General features: G+C 63.9%; 20 protein-coding genes. 6 read left to right on the forward strand and 14 right to left on the reverse strand.

Annotation, left to right across the window (positions count from 1 at the left end; all coding sequences use genetic code 11):
• Nucleotides 1–16 precede the first annotated feature (16 nt).
• The 5 genes from ACZ5Y5_RS19280 to ACZ5Y5_RS19300 all read left to right on the forward strand — a co-directional run bounded on the left by ACZ5Y5_RS19280 (nt 17) and on the right by ACZ5Y5_RS19300 (nt 5,486).
• Nucleotides 17–808: an SDR family NAD(P)-dependent oxidoreductase gene (locus ACZ5Y5_RS19280; protein WP_464811033.1), complete on the forward strand. Its 792-nt coding sequence runs from the start codon at nt 17–19 to the stop codon at nt 806–808.
• A gap of 5 nt (nt 809–813) precedes the next feature.
• Nucleotides 814–1,629: an SDR family NAD(P)-dependent oxidoreductase gene (locus tag ACZ5Y5_RS19285; RefSeq protein ID WP_464811034.1), complete on the forward strand. Its 816-nt coding sequence runs from the start codon at nt 814–816 to the stop codon at nt 1,627–1,629.
• 10 nt (nt 1,630–1,639) lie between these two features.
• Nucleotides 1,640–2,395 carry an SDR family NAD(P)-dependent oxidoreductase gene (locus ACZ5Y5_RS19290; protein WP_464811035.1) on the forward strand — a complete coding sequence of 252 codons (756 nt, stop codon included), beginning with the start codon at nt 1,640–1,642 and terminating at the stop codon, nt 2,393–2,395.
• 31 nt (nt 2,396–2,426) lie between these two features.
• Nucleotides 2,427–3,890 (forward strand): FAD-dependent oxidoreductase, encoded by a 1,464-nt coding sequence (locus ACZ5Y5_RS19295; RefSeq protein WP_464811611.1) that lies wholly within the window; start codon nt 2,427–2,429, stop codon nt 3,888–3,890.
• A 153-nt stretch (nt 3,891–4,043) separates the two neighbouring features.
• Nucleotides 4,044–5,486, forward strand: a complete 1,443-nt coding sequence (locus tag ACZ5Y5_RS19300; protein ID WP_464811036.1) for a flavin-containing monooxygenase — start codon at nt 4,044–4,046, stop codon at nt 5,484–5,486.
• Between the two features lie 48 nt (nt 5,487–5,534).
• On the opposite strand, the gene ACZ5Y5_RS19305 is transcribed toward ACZ5Y5_RS19300, so the two are convergent.
• The 14 genes from ACZ5Y5_RS19305 to ACZ5Y5_RS19370 form a co-directional block, all read right to left on the reverse strand.
• The gene (locus ACZ5Y5_RS19305) at nt 5,535–7,685 is read right to left on the reverse strand and encodes an oxidoreductase (RefSeq protein ID WP_464811037.1); all 2,151 of its coding nucleotides are present in this window, start codon (nt 7,683–7,685) and stop codon (nt 5,535–5,537) included.
• Between the two features lie 230 nt (nt 7,686–7,915).
• Entirely contained in the window at nt 7,916–8,878 is a 963-nt protein-coding gene (locus ACZ5Y5_RS19310) for an aldo/keto reductase (protein WP_464811038.1), read from the reverse strand.
• Nucleotides 8,879–9,048: 170 nt separating this feature from the next.
• A complete protein-coding gene (locus ACZ5Y5_RS19315; RefSeq protein WP_464811039.1) occupies nt 9,049–9,435 on the reverse strand; it encodes a TadE family protein in 387 nt (128 codons plus the stop codon).
• Between the two features lie 62 nt (nt 9,436–9,497).
• A complete protein-coding gene (locus ACZ5Y5_RS19320) occupies nt 9,498–9,677 on the reverse strand; it encodes a Flp family type IVb pilin (RefSeq protein WP_464811040.1) in 180 nt (59 codons plus the stop codon).
• Between the two features lie 66 nt (nt 9,678–9,743).
• On the reverse strand, nt 9,744–11,501 hold the full coding sequence (locus tag ACZ5Y5_RS19325; protein WP_464811041.1) for a TadG family pilus assembly protein: 1,758 nt from the start codon (nt 11,499–11,501) through the stop codon (nt 9,744–9,746).
• Nucleotides 11,498–11,713: a hypothetical protein gene (locus ACZ5Y5_RS19330; protein ID WP_464811042.1), complete on the reverse strand. Its 216-nt coding sequence runs from the start codon at nt 11,711–11,713 to the stop codon at nt 11,498–11,500. Before ACZ5Y5_RS19330 ends, ACZ5Y5_RS19325 begins: the two co-directional genes overlap by 4 nt.
• Complete coding sequence (locus ACZ5Y5_RS19335; protein WP_464811043.1) at nt 11,713–12,327, reverse strand: tetratricopeptide repeat protein; 615 nt, start codon at nt 12,325–12,327, stop codon at nt 11,713–11,715. The genes ACZ5Y5_RS19330 and ACZ5Y5_RS19335 overlap by 1 nt, the downstream gene beginning before the upstream one ends.
• The gene (locus ACZ5Y5_RS19340; RefSeq protein WP_464811044.1) at nt 12,327–13,220 is read right to left on the reverse strand and encodes a type II secretion system F family protein; all 894 of its coding nucleotides are present in this window, start codon (nt 13,218–13,220) and stop codon (nt 12,327–12,329) included. The genes ACZ5Y5_RS19335 and ACZ5Y5_RS19340 overlap by 1 nt, the downstream gene beginning before the upstream one ends.
• A complete protein-coding gene (locus ACZ5Y5_RS19345) occupies nt 13,220–14,122 on the reverse strand; it encodes a type II secretion system F family protein (RefSeq protein ID WP_464811045.1) in 903 nt (300 codons plus the stop codon). Before ACZ5Y5_RS19345 ends, ACZ5Y5_RS19340 begins: the two co-directional genes overlap by 1 nt.
• Nucleotides 14,116–15,450: a CpaF family protein gene (locus tag ACZ5Y5_RS19350; protein WP_464811046.1), complete on the reverse strand. Its 1,335-nt coding sequence runs from the start codon at nt 15,448–15,450 to the stop codon at nt 14,116–14,118. Before ACZ5Y5_RS19350 ends, ACZ5Y5_RS19345 begins: the two co-directional genes overlap by 7 nt.
• A complete protein-coding gene (locus tag ACZ5Y5_RS19355) occupies nt 15,447–16,607 on the reverse strand; it encodes an AAA family ATPase (protein WP_464811047.1) in 1,161 nt (386 codons plus the stop codon). Before ACZ5Y5_RS19355 ends, ACZ5Y5_RS19350 begins: the two co-directional genes overlap by 4 nt.
• A 2-nt stretch (nt 16,608–16,609) precedes the next feature.
• Nucleotides 16,610–17,761, reverse strand: coding sequence for a type II and III secretion system protein family protein (locus ACZ5Y5_RS19360; RefSeq protein WP_464811048.1), 1,152 nt, complete (start codon nt 17,759–17,761; stop codon nt 16,610–16,612).
• Nucleotides 17,758–18,663, reverse strand: a complete 906-nt coding sequence (gene cpaB, locus ACZ5Y5_RS19365; RefSeq protein ID WP_464811049.1) for a Flp pilus assembly protein CpaB — start codon at nt 18,661–18,663, stop codon at nt 17,758–17,760. Before cpaB ends, ACZ5Y5_RS19360 begins: the two co-directional genes overlap by 4 nt.
• Nucleotides 18,664–18,940: 277 nt before the next feature.
• Nucleotides 18,941–19,756 carry a universal stress protein gene (locus tag ACZ5Y5_RS19370; protein WP_464811050.1) on the reverse strand — a complete coding sequence of 272 codons (816 nt, stop codon included), beginning with the start codon at nt 19,754–19,756 and terminating at the stop codon, nt 18,941–18,943.
• Nucleotides 19,757–20,150: 394 nt separating this feature from the next.
• On the opposite strand from ACZ5Y5_RS19370, the gene ACZ5Y5_RS19375 reads away from it, so the two are divergent.
• Nucleotides 20,151–22,094: a PrkA family serine protein kinase gene (locus ACZ5Y5_RS19375; protein WP_464811051.1), complete on the forward strand. Its 1,944-nt coding sequence runs from the start codon at nt 20,151–20,153 to the stop codon at nt 22,092–22,094.
• The last annotated feature ends 24 nt before the right edge of the window (nt 22,095–22,118 follow it).

The following is a 22,118-nucleotide window of genomic DNA, read 5'->3' on the forward strand; positions in this document are numbered from 1 at the left end:
AGAAAAGGAGAGGTCAATGGTCAAGCTACTGGAAGGGCGCACCGCGCTGGTGACCGGGGGCGGGCAGGGCGTGGGCCAGGGTATCGCCCGCGCGCTTGCCGAAGCCGGCGCAAATGTCGCCATCGCTCAGCGCAACGCTGATCAGGGTGAAGAAGAAGCGCGCTATCTGCGCGACACGCATGGCGTGGACGCATTCTTCATCCGCACCGACGTCACGAAGCGTGCAGAGGTGGAAGCGATGGTCGAGGCTGCGCATAAGCGCTTTGGCCGCCTCGACATCCTCGTCAACAATGCGGGCGCAAGCTTTCCCAAGCGGATCGAAAAGCACACGGACGAGGATATGGAGGGCTCCTTCGCCCTCAACTATTATGCCGTGTTCTGGGCGATGAAGGCGGCGTTCCCCATCATGAAGGCGCAAGGCTATGGCCGCGTAATCAACCTGGGTTCGCTGAACGGCGTCAATGCGCACATGTTCACTGTGGCCTACAACGCCAGCAAGGAAGCCATGCGCGCGCTGACCCGCACCGCGGCGGTAGAATGGGGTCCGTCTGGCATCACCTGCAACATCATTTGTCCGTCCGCCACGAGCCCGCAGGCGAAGGACTATTTCGCCGCCAATCCCGAAATGACCCAGGCGATCCTGCAGCAGGTTCCGGCCGGCCGATTTGGCGATGCGGAGAAGGATATCGGGCCGGTCGCTGTGTTCCTGGCGAGCGAAGGCGGCGGATATATGAGCGGGAACACCCTCTTCGCTGACGGCGGGGCTCAGGTGAACGGCGTCTCCTGGCGGCCCCAGGTAGAGGACTGACCGGCATGGAGAGGTTGAAAGGAAAGCGCGCAGTCGTCACCGGCGGCGCGCAGGGGATCGGTGCGGCCATCGCACGCCGCCTCGCCGCGGAAGGCGCGACGGTGGCGGTGCTGGATCTGGATGCGGGCGCCGCGGGAGCGGTGCTTCCCGCCCCACATGTGGGGATCGCCTGCAACGTCGCCGACAGTGCATCGGTCGATCGGGCTTTCGCCGAAGTGAAGCAGGCGCTGGGCGGCCTCGATGTGCTGGTGAACAATGCCGGACGGGGCAGCGCGGCGGGCGACGGCATGGACCGCTATTATGCGGCGCAGGCCGAGCGGGGCGAGCAGATTGCGCGCGGCGAAACGCCAGCAACCTTCGTGGATCAGACCATCCATTGCGAAGATGAGGGCTGGGCGGGCGTGCTGGCGGTGACGCTGGACGGCACGTTCAAGTGCAGCCGGGCCGCCGTACGCCTGATGGCAGAGCAGGGCAGCGGCGGCGCGATCGTCAACATCGGATCGACGGCGGCGGTGAAGGGGGATGGCCCCATTCCCTATTGCGCAGCCAAAGCCGCGGTGCTGGGCATGACGCGAGCAATGGCCCGCGAACTGGCTGACCGGGGCATCCGGGTGAATGCGGTGAATCCTGGCGCGACCGAAACGCCGATCTACGCCACCCTGCCGCCCGAAACCAAGGACATGATCGCCGCTGACAGCCTGATGAAGCGTCTCGCTCATCCCGACGAGATCGCTGGGGCGGTGGCTTTTCTCGCAGGCGACGACGGCAGCTTCGCGACGGGCAGCATCGTCACCGTCAATGGCGGCGCATATTTTTCGTAAGGAGCAGGACATGCAGGCACTTGAAGGCAAGGCGGCGATTGTCACGGGCGGCGCGCGCGGCGTGGCTAAGGGGGTGGCAACGGCTTTCGTCAAGGCAGGCGCGAAAGTGCTGATCGTCGATCGTGAGGAAGAGCTAGGCCGCGCGACCGAGGCCGAATTGAGGGGCTTGGGCGGCGATGCCCACTTCCTGCAGATCGATCTGGCGCAGCGCGCCGAACTGCCCAAGATCGTCGAGGCCGCGATCGGTCATTTCGGCAAGCTCGACATTCTGGTCAATGCGGCGCAGGCGTCGCGGCAATTGCTGCTGGCAGAAACCCCTGACGAGGCGATGGACATATCCTTCGACACCGGTTTCTGGCCGACCTTCGTCCTGATGCGCGAAGCCTATCCGCATCTGGTGAAGAGCAAGGGAAGCGTCATCAACTTCGCGACCGGCGCGGCGTTCGACGCCATTCCCACGCAAGGTTCCTACTGCGCCGCGAAGGAGGCGATCCGCGCCATATCCAAGGTGGCGGCGAGCGAATGGGGCGCGGAAGGCGTGCGCGTGAACATCATCTGTCCGTTCGCCAACTCGCCGGGCGTCATGGCCTGGAAGGAATGGGCCCCTGACGATTATAATACGCAGATCAACAAGGTGTCTTTGAAGCGCATCGGAGATTGCGAAAAAGATATCGGATCGGCCGCCGTTTTCTTGGCAAGCGATGCCGCAGGCTATATCACGGGCCAAACGCTGATGGTGGACGGGGGCCAGACCAAGGCTTTCTGATCCGGATCGCCCAGGAGAGGAATTGTCGTTCGTGACGGAAATATCGCTTCATCGCCCTTACCCCGCCGCAAAGGTTCAGCAGTGGGATTATGAAACGGACGTCGCCGTGATCGGTTTCGGCGCGACCGGCGCGTGCGCGGCAATCGAGGCGGCGCAAGGGGGCGCGCGGGTAATGCTGTTCGAACGTGGTTCGGGCAGCGGCGGCGCGTCGGCCTTGTCGGGCGGTGAAATCTATATTGGCGGGGGTGGGGGCACCGATGCCCAGCGCGCAGGTGGTTTCGAAGATTCGACCGAAGATCTCGCCGCTTATCTGAAGGCGGCGGGCGGCCCCTGCGCGGACGAGGCGAAGTGCGACCTTTATGCGCAGGAATCGCTCAACCATTATGCTTGGCTGAAAGAGCAGGGCATCCCCTATCGGGGCAATTACCTACCCGGCAAGCATATCGAGCCGACCGATGATTCCACGCTGATCTGGTCGGGCAGCGAGGCGGCTTGGCCCTTCTGCGACATCGCCAAGCCCGCTCCGCGCGGTCATGTGATCGCACATATGGGCTGGGGCGGCGGGCGGCCGCTGATCGACTTATTGGAAGCTCGGGCGCGTTCGCTGGGCGTCGAAGTCACGACCGACGCCCGCGCCGTCGCCCTTGTGCAGGACGAAGATCGGCGCGTGGTCGGCGTCATCGTGCGCATCGATAACGTCAACCGCTTCGTACGCGCTGCCAAGGGTGTGGTGCTGGCCACCGGCGGCTTTGCCTTCAACGAAGCGATGCGCCGCCGCTATTGCCCGGAAACCTTCAAGATCAGCAGCCCGATCGGCGACCAGGATGACGGCGTGGGTATTGAACTCGGCGTCGGTGCTGGCGGTGACGCGATCCATATGGAGCAGTTCTTCACGACCTGCCCCTGGACCATGCCGGAGCCGCAGGCTCATGGCGTGTTCGTCAATCAGGCGGGTCAGCGCTTCATCAACGAGGATTGCTATCACGGTCGCGTGAGCCGCGCGGCGGTCGATCAGCTGGGCGACCGCGTCTATCTTCTGCTCGACATCGCGCATTTCGACGAGCCGCTTCCCATGGCTGGCATGACCATCGCCGGGACGGGCGAAACATGGGAAGAGGTGGAAGCCGAACTGGAAATGGCGCCCGGCACCTTGTCGGCCACCATGGCCTTCTACAACGCTCATGCCCGCGAAGGGCTCGATCCGTTGTTCCACAAGCGACCGCCGATCCTGACGCCGCTGGACCAGGGGCCGTTCGTTGCGCTGGAGCTGAACTTCGCCACCAGCTATTTCAGCTTCTTCACTCTGGGCGGTCTGCGCACATCTACGGACGGTGAAGTGCTGGACCGCGCGGGTGCGCCAGTCCCGGGCCTGTTCGCCGCAGGACGCTGCACGTCGGGTCTGCCCGCCTGGGGCCATGGCTATAGCTCGGGCCTCAGCCTCGCCGACTGCACTTTCTTTGGCCGTCAAGCCGGGCGCAAAGCCGCAAAAGGCTGATGCTTCTGCGGGCTGATAATTCCTAATCCGTTTGAATGATGCGCTTCGCCTGGCGGAGCGTCATCATCATCGGCAGGAACACAGCCGACAGGAGAGTGACTTGTCTATCGATCGGGGCCGCCAGGGTCTGCGCTTCGCCGTCATCGGGGAGGCATGGCCGGCATCTTGGCCGCTATCCGCCTGCGCCAGGCCGGAGAGAATTTCACCGTCTATGAAAAGGCCAGCCGGCTGGGCGGCACCTGGCGGGAAAACCGCTATCCCGGCCTGACCTGCGACGTGCCCGCGCACGCTTATACCTATAGCTTCGAGCCCTATGCCGAATGGGACGCCTATTATGCCAAGGGCGGCGAGATTCAGACCTATTTCGAAAAGACGGCTGAGAAATACGGCATCATGCCGCATGTCCGCTTCGACAGCGAGGTCGTGTCCACTGTCTGGGATGAGGAAAAGGGCGTCTGGCGTCTGGGCCTCGTCACTGGTGAAGACGTTGAGGCCGATGTCGTTATCGCAGCGTCGGGCGTGCTGCACCATCCCAAGCTGCCCGACATAGAAGGGCTGGACGGCTTCAAGGGCCGCGCATTTCACAGCGCCCGCTGGCAGGATGACGCGCCGATCGATGGGGCGCGCGTAGGCATCATCGGCAATGGTTCGACCGGGGTGCAGATCGTCACGGCGCTCAGCACGCGCGCGTCCCACCTGGTTCATTTCCAGCGTTCGCCGCAATGGATCATGCCCGTTCCTTATTTCCAATATAGCGAGGAGGAGAAGGAAGCCTTCCGCCGCGATCCCGCGCTGATCGAGAATATCCGGAACAACAAGGAATATTGGGACAATATCTACCGCTTCACTCAAGCCATCACCCATACCCATGGACCGGAGATTGCGGCGATCGAGGCCGCATGCCTCGACAATCTCGAAAACAGCATCCGGGACCCTGAACTCAAGGAAAAGCTGCGCCCCGATTATCGCGCGGCGTGCAAGCGGCTGATCTACTCATGGTCCTATTATGACGCCGTGCAGCACCCCAATGTCGAGGTGGAGCGTGATCGTATCGCCCGCATCGAACCGGAAGGCGTGCGGATGGCGGACGGGCGGCTGCACGAACTCGACACGCTGGTGCTGGCGACGGGCTTCCATGCCGATCGCTTCATCCGCCCGACGACCGTGCTGGGACGCGATGGGGTGTCGCTGGACGATGTCTGGTCGGTTCGGCCTACGGCCTATTATGCAGTGACGATCCCCGGGTTCCCGAACTTCTTCATGCTCAATGGTCCCACCGGCCCGGTCGGTAACTTCTCGTTGATCGACATTGCCGAGCGGCAATGGGGTTATATCGATCAGTTGCTGGACCTGCTGCGCAGGGGCGAGGCGCGGACTGTTGAGCCGCGCGCCGAAGCCCATGCCGATTATGAGGAACGGCGGATCGCTGCTGCACGCACGACCATCTTCGGATCGGGCTGCAGCAGCTGGTATCTCGATGCGACCGGCGTGCCCGCAAGCTGGCCGTGGAGCTACGAAGCTTTCGCCGACGCCATGTCAGCGCCGGTCATGGATGATTATGCGACAACGGCGGAAGCGGAATTGGTCGCTCGCTGAACGGATACAGCCTTGAGAGGGAGGGGGAAATCCCCCTCCCGCCCCTTTTCACCGACCCATGGCCGCAACGGCCTCGGCAGCGCCCCGGATAGCCCCTTCGATATAGGTGACGCCGGTGCCGTCGCCGACCTCCACTACATCATGGCCCTGCGCACGCAGAGCATTGGCGAGCGTCGAGTCGCCATGCGCGCCCATCGCGACAACCACATGATCGGCTGCGATGCTCTGCTCTTCGCCCGACTGGCTGGTGAAACTGACTTCATTCTTGCCGATCCGGATACCGCTCGCACCAGGGTACATCGCAACGCCATGTTCGCGCAGTTCGGCGAGCAGACGCATGCGGCGCACCAGCAGCAGACCGCCGCCGAATTTCAGCGCCTCGCCCACGACAGTCACTTCCCGTCCGCGTTCCATCAGGAATTCGGCCAGCTCGACGCCAACCAGCTCGCCGCCGATGATGACGACGCGCTTGCCCAGCGGCATCCACGCATGAGTTGCCTTGCGCACCAGATCCAGATTGGCGGTCGCACCTGTCGCAGCGCCCAGCTTCGTGGCGATCCGGGTGGACCAGCTCGTCTTGCGGCGGATTTCGGCTGAATCCTCGCCCAGCATCATGCCGCGCAGATCGTCGCCAGACAGGACGAAATCCTGGCCGTTGCCGGGGATCGGCGGCATGTCGCGCACCGCGCCCGTCGCCACAATGACCTTGTCCGGCTTTAGGCTAGCGATGAGCTCCGGTGTCGCCACCGTCTTCAGCCGCACATCCACCCTCGACTGCTCGACCTGACGGCGCAGCCAATCGAGCAGCCGCTCATTGGGCTCATAGGCGAGGGCCGCAAAGCGCAGCGTACCGCCGAGGCGATCGGACTTTTCGAGCAGCGTCACCTTGGCCCCTGCAAGGTCGAGCCGCCGCGCGGCCTCCATGCCGCCGGGGCCGCCGCCGACGATCACCACATGACCGGGCACCTTGGCGGGCGACCAGTCCAGATCTTCATAGCCCGTCTCCGACCTGACGGCGCAGCGCACCTGCTCACGCAAATAGGCCGTACTGACGCAGGTGTAGCAATAGATGCACGGTCGGATATCGGCGATCCGTCCTTCCGTCAGTTTGATGGGCAGGTCCGGGTCGGCCAGCAGCTTACGGCCCATCGCCAGGAAATCGAACTCGCCTTGCGCCAGCCCCTTTTCGCCCCGATCAATCTCCACGCGGCCAGAAGCGATGACCGGAATCGACACGGCTTTTCGGATGGCTGCGGCAGAGGACAGATGGACGGCGGGCTCGTGCGGGATGTTGGATGCCGAGTGCAGCTTGCCCTGGCCAACATCATGATAGGCGGTGACGGTTAGGGCATTGGCGCCCGCCGCCTCGACCATGGGCGCCAGTTCCACGGCATGGTCCAGAGTGATGCCATTCTTCTTGCCGATCTCGCGCGAGTCGATCTTTACCCACAGCGGGAAGTCGGGACCGACTGCTGCCCGGACTGCGCGTACGACTTCCAGCAGCAGTCGCGCACGGCCTGCAACATCGCCGCCATATTCGTCCTCGCGCTTGTTGGTGGACGGCGAAACGAAGGAGGAAAGGAGATAGCCATGGCCGCCATGGATTTCCGCGCCATCCATTCCGGCCTTCTTGGCTCGCACTGCGGCGTCGGCGAACTGGCGCACGGCAATGTCGATATCGGCCTTCTCCAGCACCTTGACCTGCGGCACCACGCCGCCCGCGAAGGCAGCCATTTCTTCGGGCAGGAAATAGTCGGGAAAGTCCCCGGCAAAGGCGGGCGGATAGCCCGGCGCCCAGAGAGGATGGCCTTCCTGCGCGCTATGGGTCGCGACCAGCCCGCCATGATGGAGCTGTGCGGCAATTCGGCCGCCTGCTGCATGGACCGCATCCACCAGCCGCGTCAGGCCAGGCAGGAACCGGTCGTCAGAAATCGCGGTTTGATTGGGCTGCACAGCACCCACTGGCCAGGCGACTCCGGTCACGCCCATGATGATCAGACCCGCGCCGCCCTTTGCCTGAGCCACATGATAATCGATCAGCCGCTGCCCGACAGTGCCGTCCGCTTCTGCAAGGCTGACGCCCATGGCGGTAACGATGATTCGGTTGGGTAGGGTCAGAGTACCGATCTGGCCCGGCGTCGTGAGAGAGGCGGGACCAGTGCCCTGCCGTGTTGGAGAGAGGGCGGGGGCAGCGGTCATGACAATCTCCTAAATGCGCCACATGCGTATGGTCTAGCGCCTTTTATCGCGCTCTTATTCGTTAGTCAGGCCAAAATGACAATGATCGCGTAAAATTTTCTTGGCCACATTGTTGACGCCGCGGTTTTTCGGCCAAGTTCCTGGCTGCGTGGCTTTTACCATCTGCAGCAGGCACAAAAAAGCGCGGGGCAACCAGTTCGCTGCCCCGCGCTGCATTATTCGACGAAAGATCAGCCGATCTTAAGCGCCGCCACTTCTTCAGGCGACAGCTTCACCGAAGCCGCCTTCACGCTTTCCTCGATACGGGCCGGGCTCGACGCGCCGAAGATGGGGATCACCTGCTGCGGCTGGTTCACCAGATATGCGAGCGCGATGTCTGCCGCGCTCACGCCATGCTTGGCCGCAATCTCCTTCGCGGCGGCGAAGCGGTCCTTGTTGACCGGATTGTCGTAGAAGCCCTGAAGATGCTCAGGCACTTCGCCCTGTTCCATGAAGCCGAAATAGCCACGGCTCTGGGCGCAGTAAGGAATGATGGCGAGGCCGGCATCCTTGAGCGCGCCGCCATGATCCTCGAAATACATCTGGTAGCCCTGTGCCATGGCATTTGCCTCGTTCGGCTTGGCGAGGCCCCAGAAGGGCTCGACCGCGACGAAGCCGGCCTTGCCATTCGCCTTGGCGTATTCATTGGCCTCCAGAACGCGGGCATCGGTCCAGTTCGATGCACCGAAATAGCGGATCTTCCCGGCATCTTTCTGCTCGTTGAGGAAGTCGATCAGCTCGGCCACCGGGGTTTCCGGATTATCCATGTGCAGCCAGTAGAGATCGATCGCGTCAACACCCAGATGGTCCAGGCTCTCATTCAGGTCGCTGGCGATGTCGGTGGGATTGACGCGGTTGCGGTAGTCGCCGACGCGCATGTCGAAATGACCGCCCTTGGTGGCGACGACCACGTCTTCGCGCTTCTTGCCCTTCAGCCATGCGCCGATCGCCCGCTCGCTTGCACCCTTGGGCGCGGTGGGCATCCAGTCACCATAGGAACGTGCGGAGTCCACGAAATTGCCGCCCAGTTCCACAAACTTGTCCAGGATGGCGTTGCTGCGGTCCTGATCGATGGACCAGCCGAGCATGTTGGTGCCGTAGCACAGACGGCTGACCGAGAGGTCGGTATTGGCGAGCGTGACCTTTGAAAGCATGGCTAACTCCTGCATGGCGGCGTCGCTTGCGGCTGCAAGGACATGCCTTGAATTTCCCAAGCGCTGGACTGCGCGTCACAGCGGGTGCGGACAGTTACGCAGCGGTCGACGAAAAGGAAAGGGAATTGTGTAAATTCGCAGCTGTTCCGCCATGGCGGTAATGAAGCGGCTCAATAGCTGCCGTTGGTGACGATCACCGTCGCGCCCAATGTGGTCGAGGGGAGGGGGATGAAGTTGCCGTAGCGCATCAGGGCGGACCCTCCCATATCGTAGCGCACCTGCACCTTGAACAGGCCGGTGCCGTCCGCCTGTGCCTGAATGTCCGGCGTTCCTCCCGCCGACAGCAGCGAGCCGTAGCCGTCGATCACCGCCTGAGCGCGGGTGCGGGCGAGGGTCGCACGCTCTGCCGCCGAAAGCCCCGCCATCGCCGCGCGCGCCCCTTCGGCCGCGGCATGGCGCACGCCCAGAAGCGCCGAAAACCAGAAGGAATAGATGATGATCGCAAAGACGAGCATCAGCAGCGCTGGAGCGATGAGCGCGAACTCCAGCGCTGCCATGCCTTGCTCGCAGGCAAGGACACGCGGCCTTTGCGTCCTTGATAGGTAGGCGGGCATTGAAATCAGCTGGAAACGCTGTTGAACAGGGCGGTGAACGCGTCTCTCAGTCCGTTGTTGAAGCTTGTCTGCAGAGCGAGGATACCCGCCACGATCACGCCGCCCAACACGGCATATTCGACGGCGGTCAGCCCCTGCTGATCGCGCGCGAGGCGCCTGATGAATTTCTTCGTCACTTCAATCATCGTCAGTCTCCATGTCCCTCCAGCTACAGACGGCGACGCGCGGAGGGGTACGCGCCGCTTGTCTCTTCAGATCAGTACCGGCACGCCGCACCGCGCGCCGGTGACCCACACGGTCGTATGGCCGAGCTGGACGCCGAGCGCGGCGAGCAGGTTGTCGAGCAGCGGATCGGCGGTCGTCCCAACCAGGCCGGCGAGCGGAGCCGTGATCCCGCCGAGCAACTGAGAACGAACCGCGCTGGTGTCGCACAGGGGCCAGAGGCAAAGGTCCAGCGCCTTCACTTGCAGTCCGTTGGACGCCGTCAGACTGCTGGTCAGCGAGGTCAGCAGCGGACCCAATTGTGACCCGTTGCCGATGCTTGCAGGACTGCCCGGTGCGCCGGGCCGGCCGATCGTACCCTGTCCCCCAGGCCCGAAGGTTAGCGTCCCGCTATTCCCCATGACGGGCTGCGCGACCGCACGCGTATCCACCGTGATGAGGTTGAGGACGTTCAGTATCCTGGCGGGCGCGATATCGCTGGCGGACAGCGGCGGCATCGGGCGGCTCATCGCATTGGTCGGGGCGCGGCCGATATAAGCATTGACGAGGCCGGAACTGGCGAGAACGCTTACCCTGCTATCCCGCAACTGCTCTGCCGTGTTGGCGCAATCGATTGCGTTGATCTCAGCGAGCGCAGCGGCGATGTCGATCAGGACAGGCACGGAATCCACGCCGACCCCAAGGATCGAGAGGTTGAGGCCGAGGTTCAACTGGAGCCGTAGCGCCGATGTGCTTGCACTTGTCTCGCCAGCTGGACCGAAGGAGAAGCGCGGCCTGTCGAGCGGACCGGTCGCGACGGCCGCGAGCCGGACGGTGCTGCCCGCGACGACCCTGCTCACCGCGTCGGACAGATCGATCGCGCCCTCACCCGCCTGCGCCGCAAAGGTGAGGAGTTGATATGCGTTGAGACCCGCGCGCAGTCCGGGCTGCTCATCCGCCTCGCCTACCGGCATGTTTTTCCACACGCCCAGGCCGAACAGCCCCTGCAGTGGCACGGAATAGCTGTTGTTCACGCGGCCCGCGACGAGTGTCAGGGTCGCCGCCGTGCCCGGTTGATCGGCCGCGGCCGCCGCGGCCAGCAGCAGGTTGCGCAGTCCGACGCTGCGGCTGGTAAGATCGCTATAGGTGCCGCTCTCGCCAACGCGGCTAGCCAAAGCATCGAAGAAGCGCCCAGCATCGACATAGCCAGCCATCAGCGACTGGACGTCAGCGGCGTTGAGCTGCAACTGAATGCCCAACAGAGCGCCCAACAGGTCATTGACGCTGTTCACTAGTGAGTTGGTCATGGTCAGCACGCCGGAGCTGACGCTCAGCCCCGCTTCATCGATGCGCGCAGCGGTCGCGTTCGCGGCAAGGTCCGGAATAGGATCAGCGCCGCCCAGCACGCGCGTGAAGAATTGCCGACTGGGCTTATCCGTGCGGATGCGCACTGCGTTGACCAGTCCGTTGCCGGGGCAGCGGGTAAGGCTGGGGTCGAAACGCTGCGGCGCGGGCAGGGCAGCATCGGGGCAGTAGCGCCCCAACTCCACCGATCGGAGAATGGCGGGATCATAGCCGTTGCGGCTGAGGCTGTCTCGCGCTCGCGCCGTCGCCTGTGCAGGATACATGACCGCCGCCAGCGCAGCCGCTTCGGTCGCCGCCCGCAAATCGCGGCTCCCGGTATAATAGAGTCCAGCGTCCAGCGCGAAACCGGCCGCGCCGACCAGCATCGTGCCGAGCGCGGCCACCATCGGTGCGACCGCGCCCCGACGGTCGATCCAGAGAAGAGAGAGGATCGCCCGCGTCATTGGCCCGCCGGGCTATCCTGATCCGCAGGCCGGGGCGGCCTCTGGCCGATGCTTTGCAGGTAGCGGCTGCGGATGACCTCCGCCTCTTCCGCGCTGAGGCCGCTGCTTCCCTGCGCCCGCGGGGGCGAAAGAAGCTGCGCTTCGATCACGCGCCGCGCCTGATCTTCAAGCGGCGGCACCGGGGCAGAGGCGAGCAGGAAGAGGGAGAGCATCAATCGTCCTTCCGGATGGAGAGGCGAGCGGCTTCGGCAGCGATCTGGCGGCGCAGCAAGTCGCGTTCGCGCCCGTCGCGGACCTGATCCAGCATCGCGTCGGCCAGTGGTGCTTGACCACCTGCGATCAGCGCCAGCAGCAGATTGTTGCGGATTACGGCTGTTCCGGGCGCGAGGTCGAGCGCGCCGCGCAGGCTTTCTATCGCGCTTGCCGTCTCGCCCGCGCGCAATTGCGCATAGCCAAGCGCGTTGCGGAGCATGGGGTCGGCCGGACTGGCCGTCACCGCTTGCCGATAAAAGTCGGCCGCCTCCACCCAGCGCGCCCGCGCCGCTGACAAATGGCCCCGCACTGCGCTGCCGCCACCATTTGGCAACGCCGCCGCTGCCGTCTCGGCAGCATCGATCTCGCCGAGGTCAAGGAGGGCGTTCACCCGCAGTGTCCGCGCGTCGCGATCGCCCGGATAGCGCCGCTCGAAGTCATCCAGATAGGCGATCGCTGCACGCGGGCGGCCGTCTGCGCGTGCCTGATGGATCAGCTGGAGATAGAGGCTGCGCGTTGATTCCGGCCTGTCGGCGGCAGGGGCGGCGGCCAGCATCAGGGGAATGAGCCACATCATTGCGCGCTGGTCCGCAAGGTGTCGAGGATCGCGACCACCGGCGGTCCCCCCAGCACGATGAAAAGCGCGGGCATGAAGAAAAGGATCATCAGCACCACCATGCGCACGGTGATGCCGCCCATCGCTTCGCGTGCGCGGGCGACCCGTCGCTGGGTGAATTCGCGGGCGAACTCGCGCAGGGCCGGGGCCAGCTCGACCCCCTGGAACATCGCTTGGCGGAACAGCGCGGCAAGTTCCTTCGCGCCACTGATCGCCACGCGCGCGGCCCAGCGGTCGAGCGCCAGTTCATAACGCATGCCGCGATCCAGATCCGTCACCAGCAAGGCGATCAACTGACCATGATTGGGCACAGCGGTCTGCTCATCGCGGGCGATCGAGCGGAAACATTGATCAAGCGAAACGCCGCTTTCCAGCATCATGAGCATGAGGTCGAGGAGGAAGGGAAACTCCGCCGTGATCTTCCGCGCTCGCGCCGACGCCAGCAGGGTCAGGGCCTGCCGCGCGCCGATGAAGACCAGACCCGCACCCATGATAATAAGCAAAGGCCGTGCGAACCATCCGCCCCACAATAGGCGGCTGAGCAGCAGTATGAGCAGCGCCGCTGCGACTGTCGCGCTAAGCCGGAGCCACAGGAAATGATCGACCGAACGCGCGTCCTGATAGCCCGCCAGCTGCAACTGACGCTCCAGGCCGGAACGTTCCCGCCCCTCCGGCCCCGGCAAGGTTGGAAGGCGGAGTAACGCTTTGCCCGCCCCACCGGCCGCAGGCGTCAGTCGCGCGAGCCTCGTCTCCAGCCGCCGGTCCGCCATCAGCATCCGTCCGCCCAGCGCAGCGACGCCGATCGCGACGAGGGCCATGAGCAGGCAGGACAGAAGGAACGCTATCGGCATCAGAAGGTCAGCCGCATCACGCGCCGCATGACCAGCATGCCGGCCAGCTGCAATCCGACAGCGATGATCGCAAGGCGATGCCCTCGCGCGTCTTGCAGGAAGAAGTCGATATAGGCGGGATTTGACGCCATCAGCAGCGCCATTGCGACGAGCGGCATCGCGATCAGCACGCGGGAGCTGACCTTCGCCTCCGATGTTGCTGCCTTCAGCTCGCGGCCGATGCGCACCCGTTCCCGCAAGATCGCTGCAAGGTTCGACAGCACGGCGCTGACCGACCCTCCATAGCGCATGTTGGTGCGGATCGCTGCCGCCAGCATCGACATTTCAGGAACGCGCAGTCGGTCCGCAAGCTGTTGCATCGCCTCGCCCACCGAGGCGCCGAGTTCCAGACGGCGCGCAGCCGGGGCGAGATAACTGCGTACGATGCCGGGCGCTTCAGGAAGGGACCGTTCCAGAGCTTGCAACAGCGAACTCCCGACCGCCTGCATCTGCCGTACGGCATCGATATAGAAGGGCAGCGCGGCGACCAGCGCATCGACCCGCCGCTGCGCTCGCCGCCTGACCCATAGGAACAGCGCCAGCGGGGGAAGCGGCAGCAAGGCGATCGTCAGTACCGGGCCGCCAACCAGCAGCAGGAACAGCATGTAGAGCGCCATGCCGCCTGCGAAGATGCCGATGGCCCTTGAGGTGATTTCCAGCTGCGCCCGCGCCAGCAGCGGAGCTGCGAGGCTGGGAACGGTCAGGCGTGCGCTGTACCGGAGGGCGGGAGCGCTGCCGGGCATTACTCCCGACAGGCGGCGGGTGAGCCGTGCGCGCTCCCGCGCGCGCATCGTCAGCAGGGGGGATGCCGCCGCCGCCAGCATCAGCAGCGCGAGCAGCAGGAAAGCCGCGGCCTTCACCATGATCCCTGCCGCATGGGCCCCGGCGCATAATCCCGGAGCCGGGACGCAAAATAGGGGCGGGGCGAATGAACGCGGAAGTCGCCAAGGCCCGACATGGCGGGCTGTTCCTGAAAACTGAACAGCTCGTTGAAGGAATAGGCTTCGCCTTCGACGCCGGTGACTTCAGTCACGCCGACGACGCGGCGGCTGCCGTTGGAGAGGCGCTGGATATGCACCACGACATGGACGCTGCTGGCGATGAAGCGGCGGATAGCCCGAATGTCGTTCTGCAGTCCGGCAAAGCCGAGCAGCATTTCCAGGCGAGCAAAAGCATCGCGGGGCGAGTTGCCATGCAGCGTCGCCATCGACCCGTCATGACCGGTGGACATGGCCTGTAGCATCTCGACCACTTCCACCCCGCGCACCTCGCCCAGGATGATGCGGTCGGGCCGCATGCGCAGCGCATTGCGGACCAGTTCCCGCGCGCTGATCTCCCGGCTGCCATCCACATTGGGCGGCCGTGTCTCCAATCGAACGACATGGTCCTGCCGCAACTGCAGTTCGGCGGCGTCCTCTATGGTGATCAGCCGCTCCCGGTCGCTGATGAACTGTGACAGCATGTTGAGCAGGGTGGATTTGCCGGCGCCCGTGCCGCCGCAGATCAGAATGTTGAGCCGCGAGCGGACGGCGGCGGCCAGATAGGCGGCCATCTCGGCGCTCATCACCTGGCGGTTGACGAAATCCTCGATGCTGAGCGCCTGCATGCGAAACTTGCGGATCGATAGCAGTGGCCCGTCCAGCGCGACCGGCGGGATGACGATATTGACGCGTGATCCATCCGCCAGCCGGGCATCCACATAGGGGCTCGCCTCATCGACGCGGCGACCGATCGGCCCGACGATGCGCTGAATGATGTTCATGAGATGCGCGTCGTCGCGAAAGCGGCGGTCGGCCTTCTCCAGCAGTCCGCCGCGCTCAACATAGATGGAACCCGGCCCGTTCACGATGATGTCGTCCACGCCGGGATCGCGCAGCAGCGGCGCGAGCGGTCCGAGGCCCGCAACCTCATCCTCCACATCCTCGATCAGCAGCAGCCGCTCCGCCGCGTTGAGCGCGAGCTGCCCGCGGCGGCTGCGGCTCGTGATGACTTGTTCGATCTCCTCCCGCAGTGCCCGCGCGCCCAGCGTCTCCGCCGTGTTGCCGCGCGCCTCCAACTGTTCGATCAGCTGCGCACAGGTCTGCGCCTTTACGGTCTGATAGCTGTCGCTCATCCGCTGCGCCGCGGGCTGCGCGACCGGGGTGAGGCGAGGGGGAGGCTGGCGCGGGCTTTCGTCGAACAGCAGGCTCATGCCGTCTGCTCCGATGGCCGTTTGAGCAAGCGCCGCAGCCGTTCCAGGCCATTTGTAGTCGATCGCGTCGGCACGCCGCACGCTTGCCGGATCGCCCGCATGTATCGGTCCGCGCTGCCCTCCATCGCCAACGGTCGCCCGGCATTCAGCGCATTGCGGGCCCGAGCCTGATCGAGCGGCAGGGGAAGCATGCTGCCGGTCTGCAGCACGTCGCCCATACGTCGGCTGTCGAGCAAGATGGCGGGCTGATGATCCCAGACCAGCAACCGCGTCTTGGCGAGGACTGCTTCGTCACTCCCCATTCGCTCCAGCAGACGGCGGCACGCCTCCATCTCGCGGATCGACTGCGCACACACCAGTTCGATATGATCGGCAAGCGAAGCCAGCGTGCGCAGCAGGCCGTTATGCCGCAGGCCCCCGGCGCACAGCAGCACATCGCCGCAGCATCCGCGCAGCAGCCGGACCAGCGCGGCGATATCGGCTGGAGCGATCCCTGTAGGCTCGGTTCCGGAACCGCCGTCCAGCGTCAACAGCATCAGACCGCTGGGTTCATGCCGCGCCAGCGCGTTGGACAGCAGGCTTGCGTCCAGCCGCTCGATATCGGCAATGGCCGACGCCAGGCCGTAGCTTACCGGCAGATCAAGATAGGCCTCCGCCGCGCTGGTGGGCATGCTGCAGTCGATCAGCAGCGTCGATGATCCAGCCCGCCCACGGCTGACGGCCATGTCGGTCGCCACCATAGCCGCATTCTCCTGATCCGCGCCCAGCACCAGCGTCAGGCGGCCGCCGCTGCCATGATCGGCGACGGCCTGATTGAGTAGGCGGCCCAATATCGCGGCGATGTCGTCGCCTTCGGCCGTGCGCGGGATGACGTCGGCTGCTCCTGAACGGATCGCATGCAATATCTGCTCAGCGCTCGTCTCCTGCGTTGCCAGCACGATAGGGCGGCCGCCGGCGCTGTCCGAGACCGCTGCAAGCGCCACTGCTAGCGAACGCTCCGGCGGGATCGCGTCGCGGTCCATGAGGATGAGGCAGGGGCCTTGGATCAGTTCCGGCGTAACGGCTTGCGCCATTTCGACCGTCGCGCGGCCCTGCATTGCGTCGGTGATCCGCTCGGCCAGGCTGCGGTCGATCGACAAAAGGATGATGCGGCTCATGATCAGGGCCTCACCACGCCGAAGGGAACCACCGGGTCCTTGGTGTCGAGCAGCGATCCGGGGAGCGCGGGGAGGTCCTTTGGCTGCACCGGTCCGACCAGCCGGGGCGTGGCGACGATCACCAATTCCTGCCTTTCCTTCTGCGTCTGCTGCCGCCGAAAAAAGGCACCGATCACGGGAATGTCGCCCAGCAGCGGCGTTTTGTCGCGCGTCGTCGATTGGCTGGAATAGCTGAGACCCGCGATGACGAAGCTCTGCCCGCTGCCCAGTTCCACCGTCGTTTCGGCGGAACGGCGGCGCAAGCCCGGCACGACATAGCCTTGCAACTGCACCCCATTGCCATAGTCCAATTCGCTCACCTCTGGCGCGATCTTCAGGACGATCTGGTCCGGGGACAGCACAAAGGGCGTGACGGAAAGGCGGACGCCGAACTCCTTATATTGGATAGAAATGGCATTGCCGGTCCCCGACGCTTGGGGCACCGGAACAGGAATTTCTCCACCCGCCAGAAAGCTCGCCTGTTCGCCCGACCGCACCAGCAGGGTCGGCTGGGCGAGCAATTCGGACAGCCCGTTGGAGGACAGCGCGCTCAGCACCGCATTGATGCCGCGATTGGGTGCCGACAGGAACAGGTTGAAGGCGTTCTGGATCGGCACGCTCGCATCGACCGTGGACCCGCCGGGCCCAAAGCTGGCGCTGTTCAAGCTGTTTGGCGAAACCACTGCGCCCTGAATATCGCCGCTCAGCTTCGAGAAGTTGAACCCCAAGGCTTTGAGCGTGGACGCAGAAACGGCGGCAAATTGCACATCCACCGCAACCACCTGCTCGCCAGCGATGACCCTGGGGCTGACGATCGCGCCAGGGTCGCTTCCCCCCGGCGACACCGTCAGCGAAGTCTCCGCCATCAGTGCGCCGTCCCGGCCAAAGACGCTTATCGTTGCCTCCCCCGCACCGATGCCCGTCACACTGAGCGAGCGCGTGGTCGGCGCCGCGACCGAGACCACATTGTCGCGGTCCACCTCGACCCGGCCGATCGGACGTGGATAGCTGAGGGTGCGCTTCTGCTGGATCGATAACGGCTTCTGCCCCTGCGCCCAGGTCGAGCCGGGAAGGACGGCAGCGGTCAGCATGGCTGCAGCGAAAAGGGTTCTCAATGCTGACCGCTCCCCGAATAAATGGTTTCACGCCGGTCGCCGACCACCAGTTCGATCGGCTGACGGGGCGCGGCGGGGAGGCGGGCCTGCACTGGGCGCGCGACCTGCACGGTGGTTGAGGCAGCGGGAACGGCTACGGCTGGATCGGGACCGCGCGAAGTGGCGGGCGCCACCGCGACCTGCACGCCGTCCACCGGGTTGCGAAGTGAGAGGGTTAGCGCGCCGGTGCTTTTCGCCAGCGACAGGATTGAAACCTGCTCCGGACTGAGCGCCAGCGTCACTGTGCGAGCGGGCGGGGGTGGCGCGGACAGCTCGTTCTTGCCGGACACTTGCTGCTCCCCCAACACGGCGTCGCCCACCGCAAGAACCTGCACCATCTGCAGCAGGGTTTGCGCCCGGCTCCGTCCTGATCCCCGCGCGCTGATCGCATCGGCGCCGGGATAGACCACCTGCACATCAACCCGGTCGCCCGGACGGACAAGTCCGGCGACGGCGATCTCGGCCGTCGTGTCGATGCTGATCGCCCGCATGCCGACGGGTACGCGGATAGCGAGTTTCTCTCCACTTTCCACGGCGTCACGCGGGATGAGCGCGCCTTCAGCGATGGCGCGGCTCGCCACCTTCCCGATCAGTTCGGTCGGCGTGGCGACGGACGGATGGCGCGCGGGGTCAGCGGCGGCATTGCGGATCATCGCGGCGGTGATCGTCTCACCCGTTCGGATCGGGCGCGCGGCGGCGGCCAGCACGATCGCTTGTGCCGGCGGGTTCACGGCTTCCGAAGATGTGGCAGGCACAGTCGCGGCCGACGACCGCTCCATCTCACGCAGGCCCAGCAGCAGGAAGAGTAGCGCGGCGAGTGTCCCGCCCACCATCATGATCCTGGCTTTCCACCCCAATCGCATCATTTCCCCTGCTCTTGCGTTCACGCAAAACCGTCTCGCCCCCGAGGCAGGTGAGACCCTGCAACGCGGAAACTCTACGCTTTTCAGGTTGGGGGAGGGATCGCAGATGAAACCGATATGATGGGATCGGCGCAGCAAAGATTGCCCGCCGTTAACGTCTTCGCCTGTCTCTTGCGTGCAACTGCGCTGGGCTCGCTATTCGCCACGCGCGACTGGTCGTGGTGAAAGGTTCAATATGGTGCAATTTGTCTGAAACGGCGTCGTCAGGCCGTCTTTTTTAGTGCGCCAGCAGCAGCGGAACATGCACTTCACGCAGCATCGTGCGGGTGACGCCGCCGAACACCAGCTCTCGCAGGCGGCTGTGGCCGAAGGCGCCCATCACCATCCAATCCGGCTTCAATACGCCGATGGCGGCTTTCAGCGTCGCTTCGACGGTACGTCCGTCCTGCGGCCATGTGTGCAGCTGCGTCTTGATGCCATGGCGCGCCAGATATTCCGGCGCGTCCGTGGCGGGGAAGGGATATTTCCCCGCTTCCTCGACGGTCACGACATGCACTTCTTCAGCGCGCTTCAGCAGCGGAACGGATAGCCGCAGCGCCGTCGACGCTTCCTGCGATCCTTCCCAGGCCACCAGCGCCCGGCCTGTGATCATCACCCCCCGCGCGACTTGTGGCACCGCCAACACCGGCGTGCGGCCGCCTAGCGCAAGATCAGCCGCAATGTGCAATGGGTCGCTCATGTCTCGCCGCGGCCCTGACGGCAAGCTCACGATCAACAGGTCGCACAAAGCGGCGGCGGAAAGCAGCCCGTGGACGATATCGCCATCGATCTGCCGCCATTCCCAACTGACACCCTCACGATGCAGCTGCTGTTCCAGCCGCGCCCTCATCCGTGCATCGACTTCGTGAAGCTCCACCATGACCGCAGGCGCCATGGGTGCGCCGCCATATACTTCGGCCGCCATCAGCTTGGGCACCGCGGTGACCTGGACGCAATGGATATGGGCATCCGCGGTCCGCGCGACATCGCAGGCAGCCTGCAGTCGGCTCTCCATGCCGCTGTCGTTGTGGATGTGGAGCAGAATGGATGTCATCGCGCTCTCCAGTCCAAAGGAGGCAGGAGAGTAATATATTCTTTTTTCCCGTTCGCAGTGAGTCTGATTTACGTTATATATCCGAAGGCGGGTGTGGATGCCCTGCCGGACAGTGGCCATTCGCCCCCAGGCCAGACAGGCACTTCGCCGGGCAGAGCGGCAACAATCCCGGAAACGGCAATTCAAAGAAATAGGCGGAAGCCCCTCCTTTCGCGCCACCGACGGCCGTTGTTGAGGCAGACACCCCGGAAATCGCTCGCCTCGCCGGAGCCTTATTGCGAACTATTCGGATGTGCAGGAATAATTTTTTTGCAGTTGTCCAATTGCATGGGCCTGTTTTTGCAGGTTCGTGCGTATTATATTCGTAACATGGCTACTGCGGCGGGAGTCGTCAGTGACGAAAAACGAACTGTTTTCGAGCTTCACGCGGAATTTTGACGAACGGCGTCAAGCCGAGATGTCGATCGAGGATTATTTGCTGGGATGCCGCAATGATCCTCTCATGCACGCATCAGCCCCGGAGCGCCTGCTGGCGGCTATCGGTGAACCCGAGATCATAGATACCTCCCGCGACCAGCGGCTCGGTCGGATCTTCATGAACCGCACCATCCGCCGCTACAAGAGCTTCGCCAATTTCTACGGCATGGAAGGGACGATCGAACATATCGTCAGCTTCCTGCGCCACGCCAGCCAGGGATTGGAGGAGCGCAAGCAAATCCTTTACCTCCTCGGCCCTGTCGGCGGCGGCAAGTCCTCGCTCGCCGAGCGGCTGAAGGCGCTGATGGAAACGCATCCCATTTACGCCCTGAAAGCCGGGGAGGAGATCAGCCCGATCTTCGAAAGCCCGCTCGCGCTGTTCGATGCGGAAACGCATGGCGCCTTCATCGAGGATAATTACGGCATCCCTCGCCGTCGGCTGACCGGCATGATCAGTCCCTGGGCGCGCAAGCGACTGGATGAGTTTTCTGGCGACATTTCCCAGTTCAAGGTCATCCGCCTCATGCCCTCACGCATGCGGCAGATCGCCATCGCCAAGACCGAACCGGGTGACGAGAACAACCAGGACATCAGTTCGCTCGTTGGCAAGGTCGATATCCGCAAGCTGGAGATGCTCTCGCAGAATGATCCGGACGCCTACAGCTATTCGGGCGGGCTCAACCGCGCCAATCAGGGCATGCTCGAATTTGTCGAGATGTTCAAAGCGCCGATCAAGATGCTCCACCCGCTGCTGACTGCCACGCAGGAGGGCAATTATATCGGGACCGAGAATATCGGCGCCATCCCCTTCACCGGCATCATCATGGCCCATAGCAATGAATCGGAATGGGTCAACTTCAAGAACAACAAGAACAACGAAGCCTTCATTGACCGCATTTACGTCATCAAGGTGCCCTATTCGCTGCAGGCGACGGAAGAGCGGCACGTCTATGAAAAGTTGTTGCGAGAGTCCGATCTGAACAAGGCGCCCTGCGCCCCCGGCACGCTGGACATGCTGGCGCGCTTCTCCGTCCTCACCCGCCTGCGGGAGCATGAGAACAGCAATCTCTATTCCAAGATGCGCGTCTATGACGGCGAGATGCTGCGGGAAATCGATCCGCGCGCCAAGAGCATCCAGGAATATCGCGACGCTGCTGGCGTGGATGAGGGTATGTCGGGCACTTCGACCCGCTTTGCCTTCAAGGCGCTGTCCGCGACATTCAACCATGACAGCAGCGAGATTGCGGCCGATCCAGTCCACCTCATGTATGTGCTGGAAGGCATGGTGCGGCAGGAGCAGTTCCCTGCCGAGACAGAGGCCAAATATCTGGAGTTCATCAAGGGCGAACTGGCTCCGCGTTACGCCGAGTTCATCGGTAACGAGATTCAAAAGGCGTATCTGGAATCCTACAACGACTATGGCCAGAACCTGTTCGACCGTTATGTCGCCTATGCCGACGCCTGGATCGAGGATCTGGACTTCAAGGACCCGGACACCGGCCAGCTGCTGGACCGGGAGGTCATAAACCAGGAGCTGTCCAAGACCGAAAAGCCCGCTGGCATCGCCAATCCCAAGGACTTCCGCAACGAAGTCGTGAAATTCGCCCTGCGCATGCGGGCCAGCAATGACGGTCGCAACCCTAGCTGGACCAGCTATGAAAAGATCCGTGAAGTCATTGAAAAGCGGATGTTCAGCCAGGTCGAGGATCTGCTCCCTGTCATCAGCTTCGGCTCCAAGAAGGATGGCGACACGGCCAGCAAGCACGAAGAGTTCGTCTCGCGCATGATCGAGCGAGGTTATACCGAGCGGCAGGTCCGGCGGCTGGTGGAATGGTATATAAGGGTCAAGCAGGCCGGATAAACAGATGGAGGCGCTCGGCGCACC

The organism is Sphingobium sp. TomTYG65 (assembly GCF_055395525.1).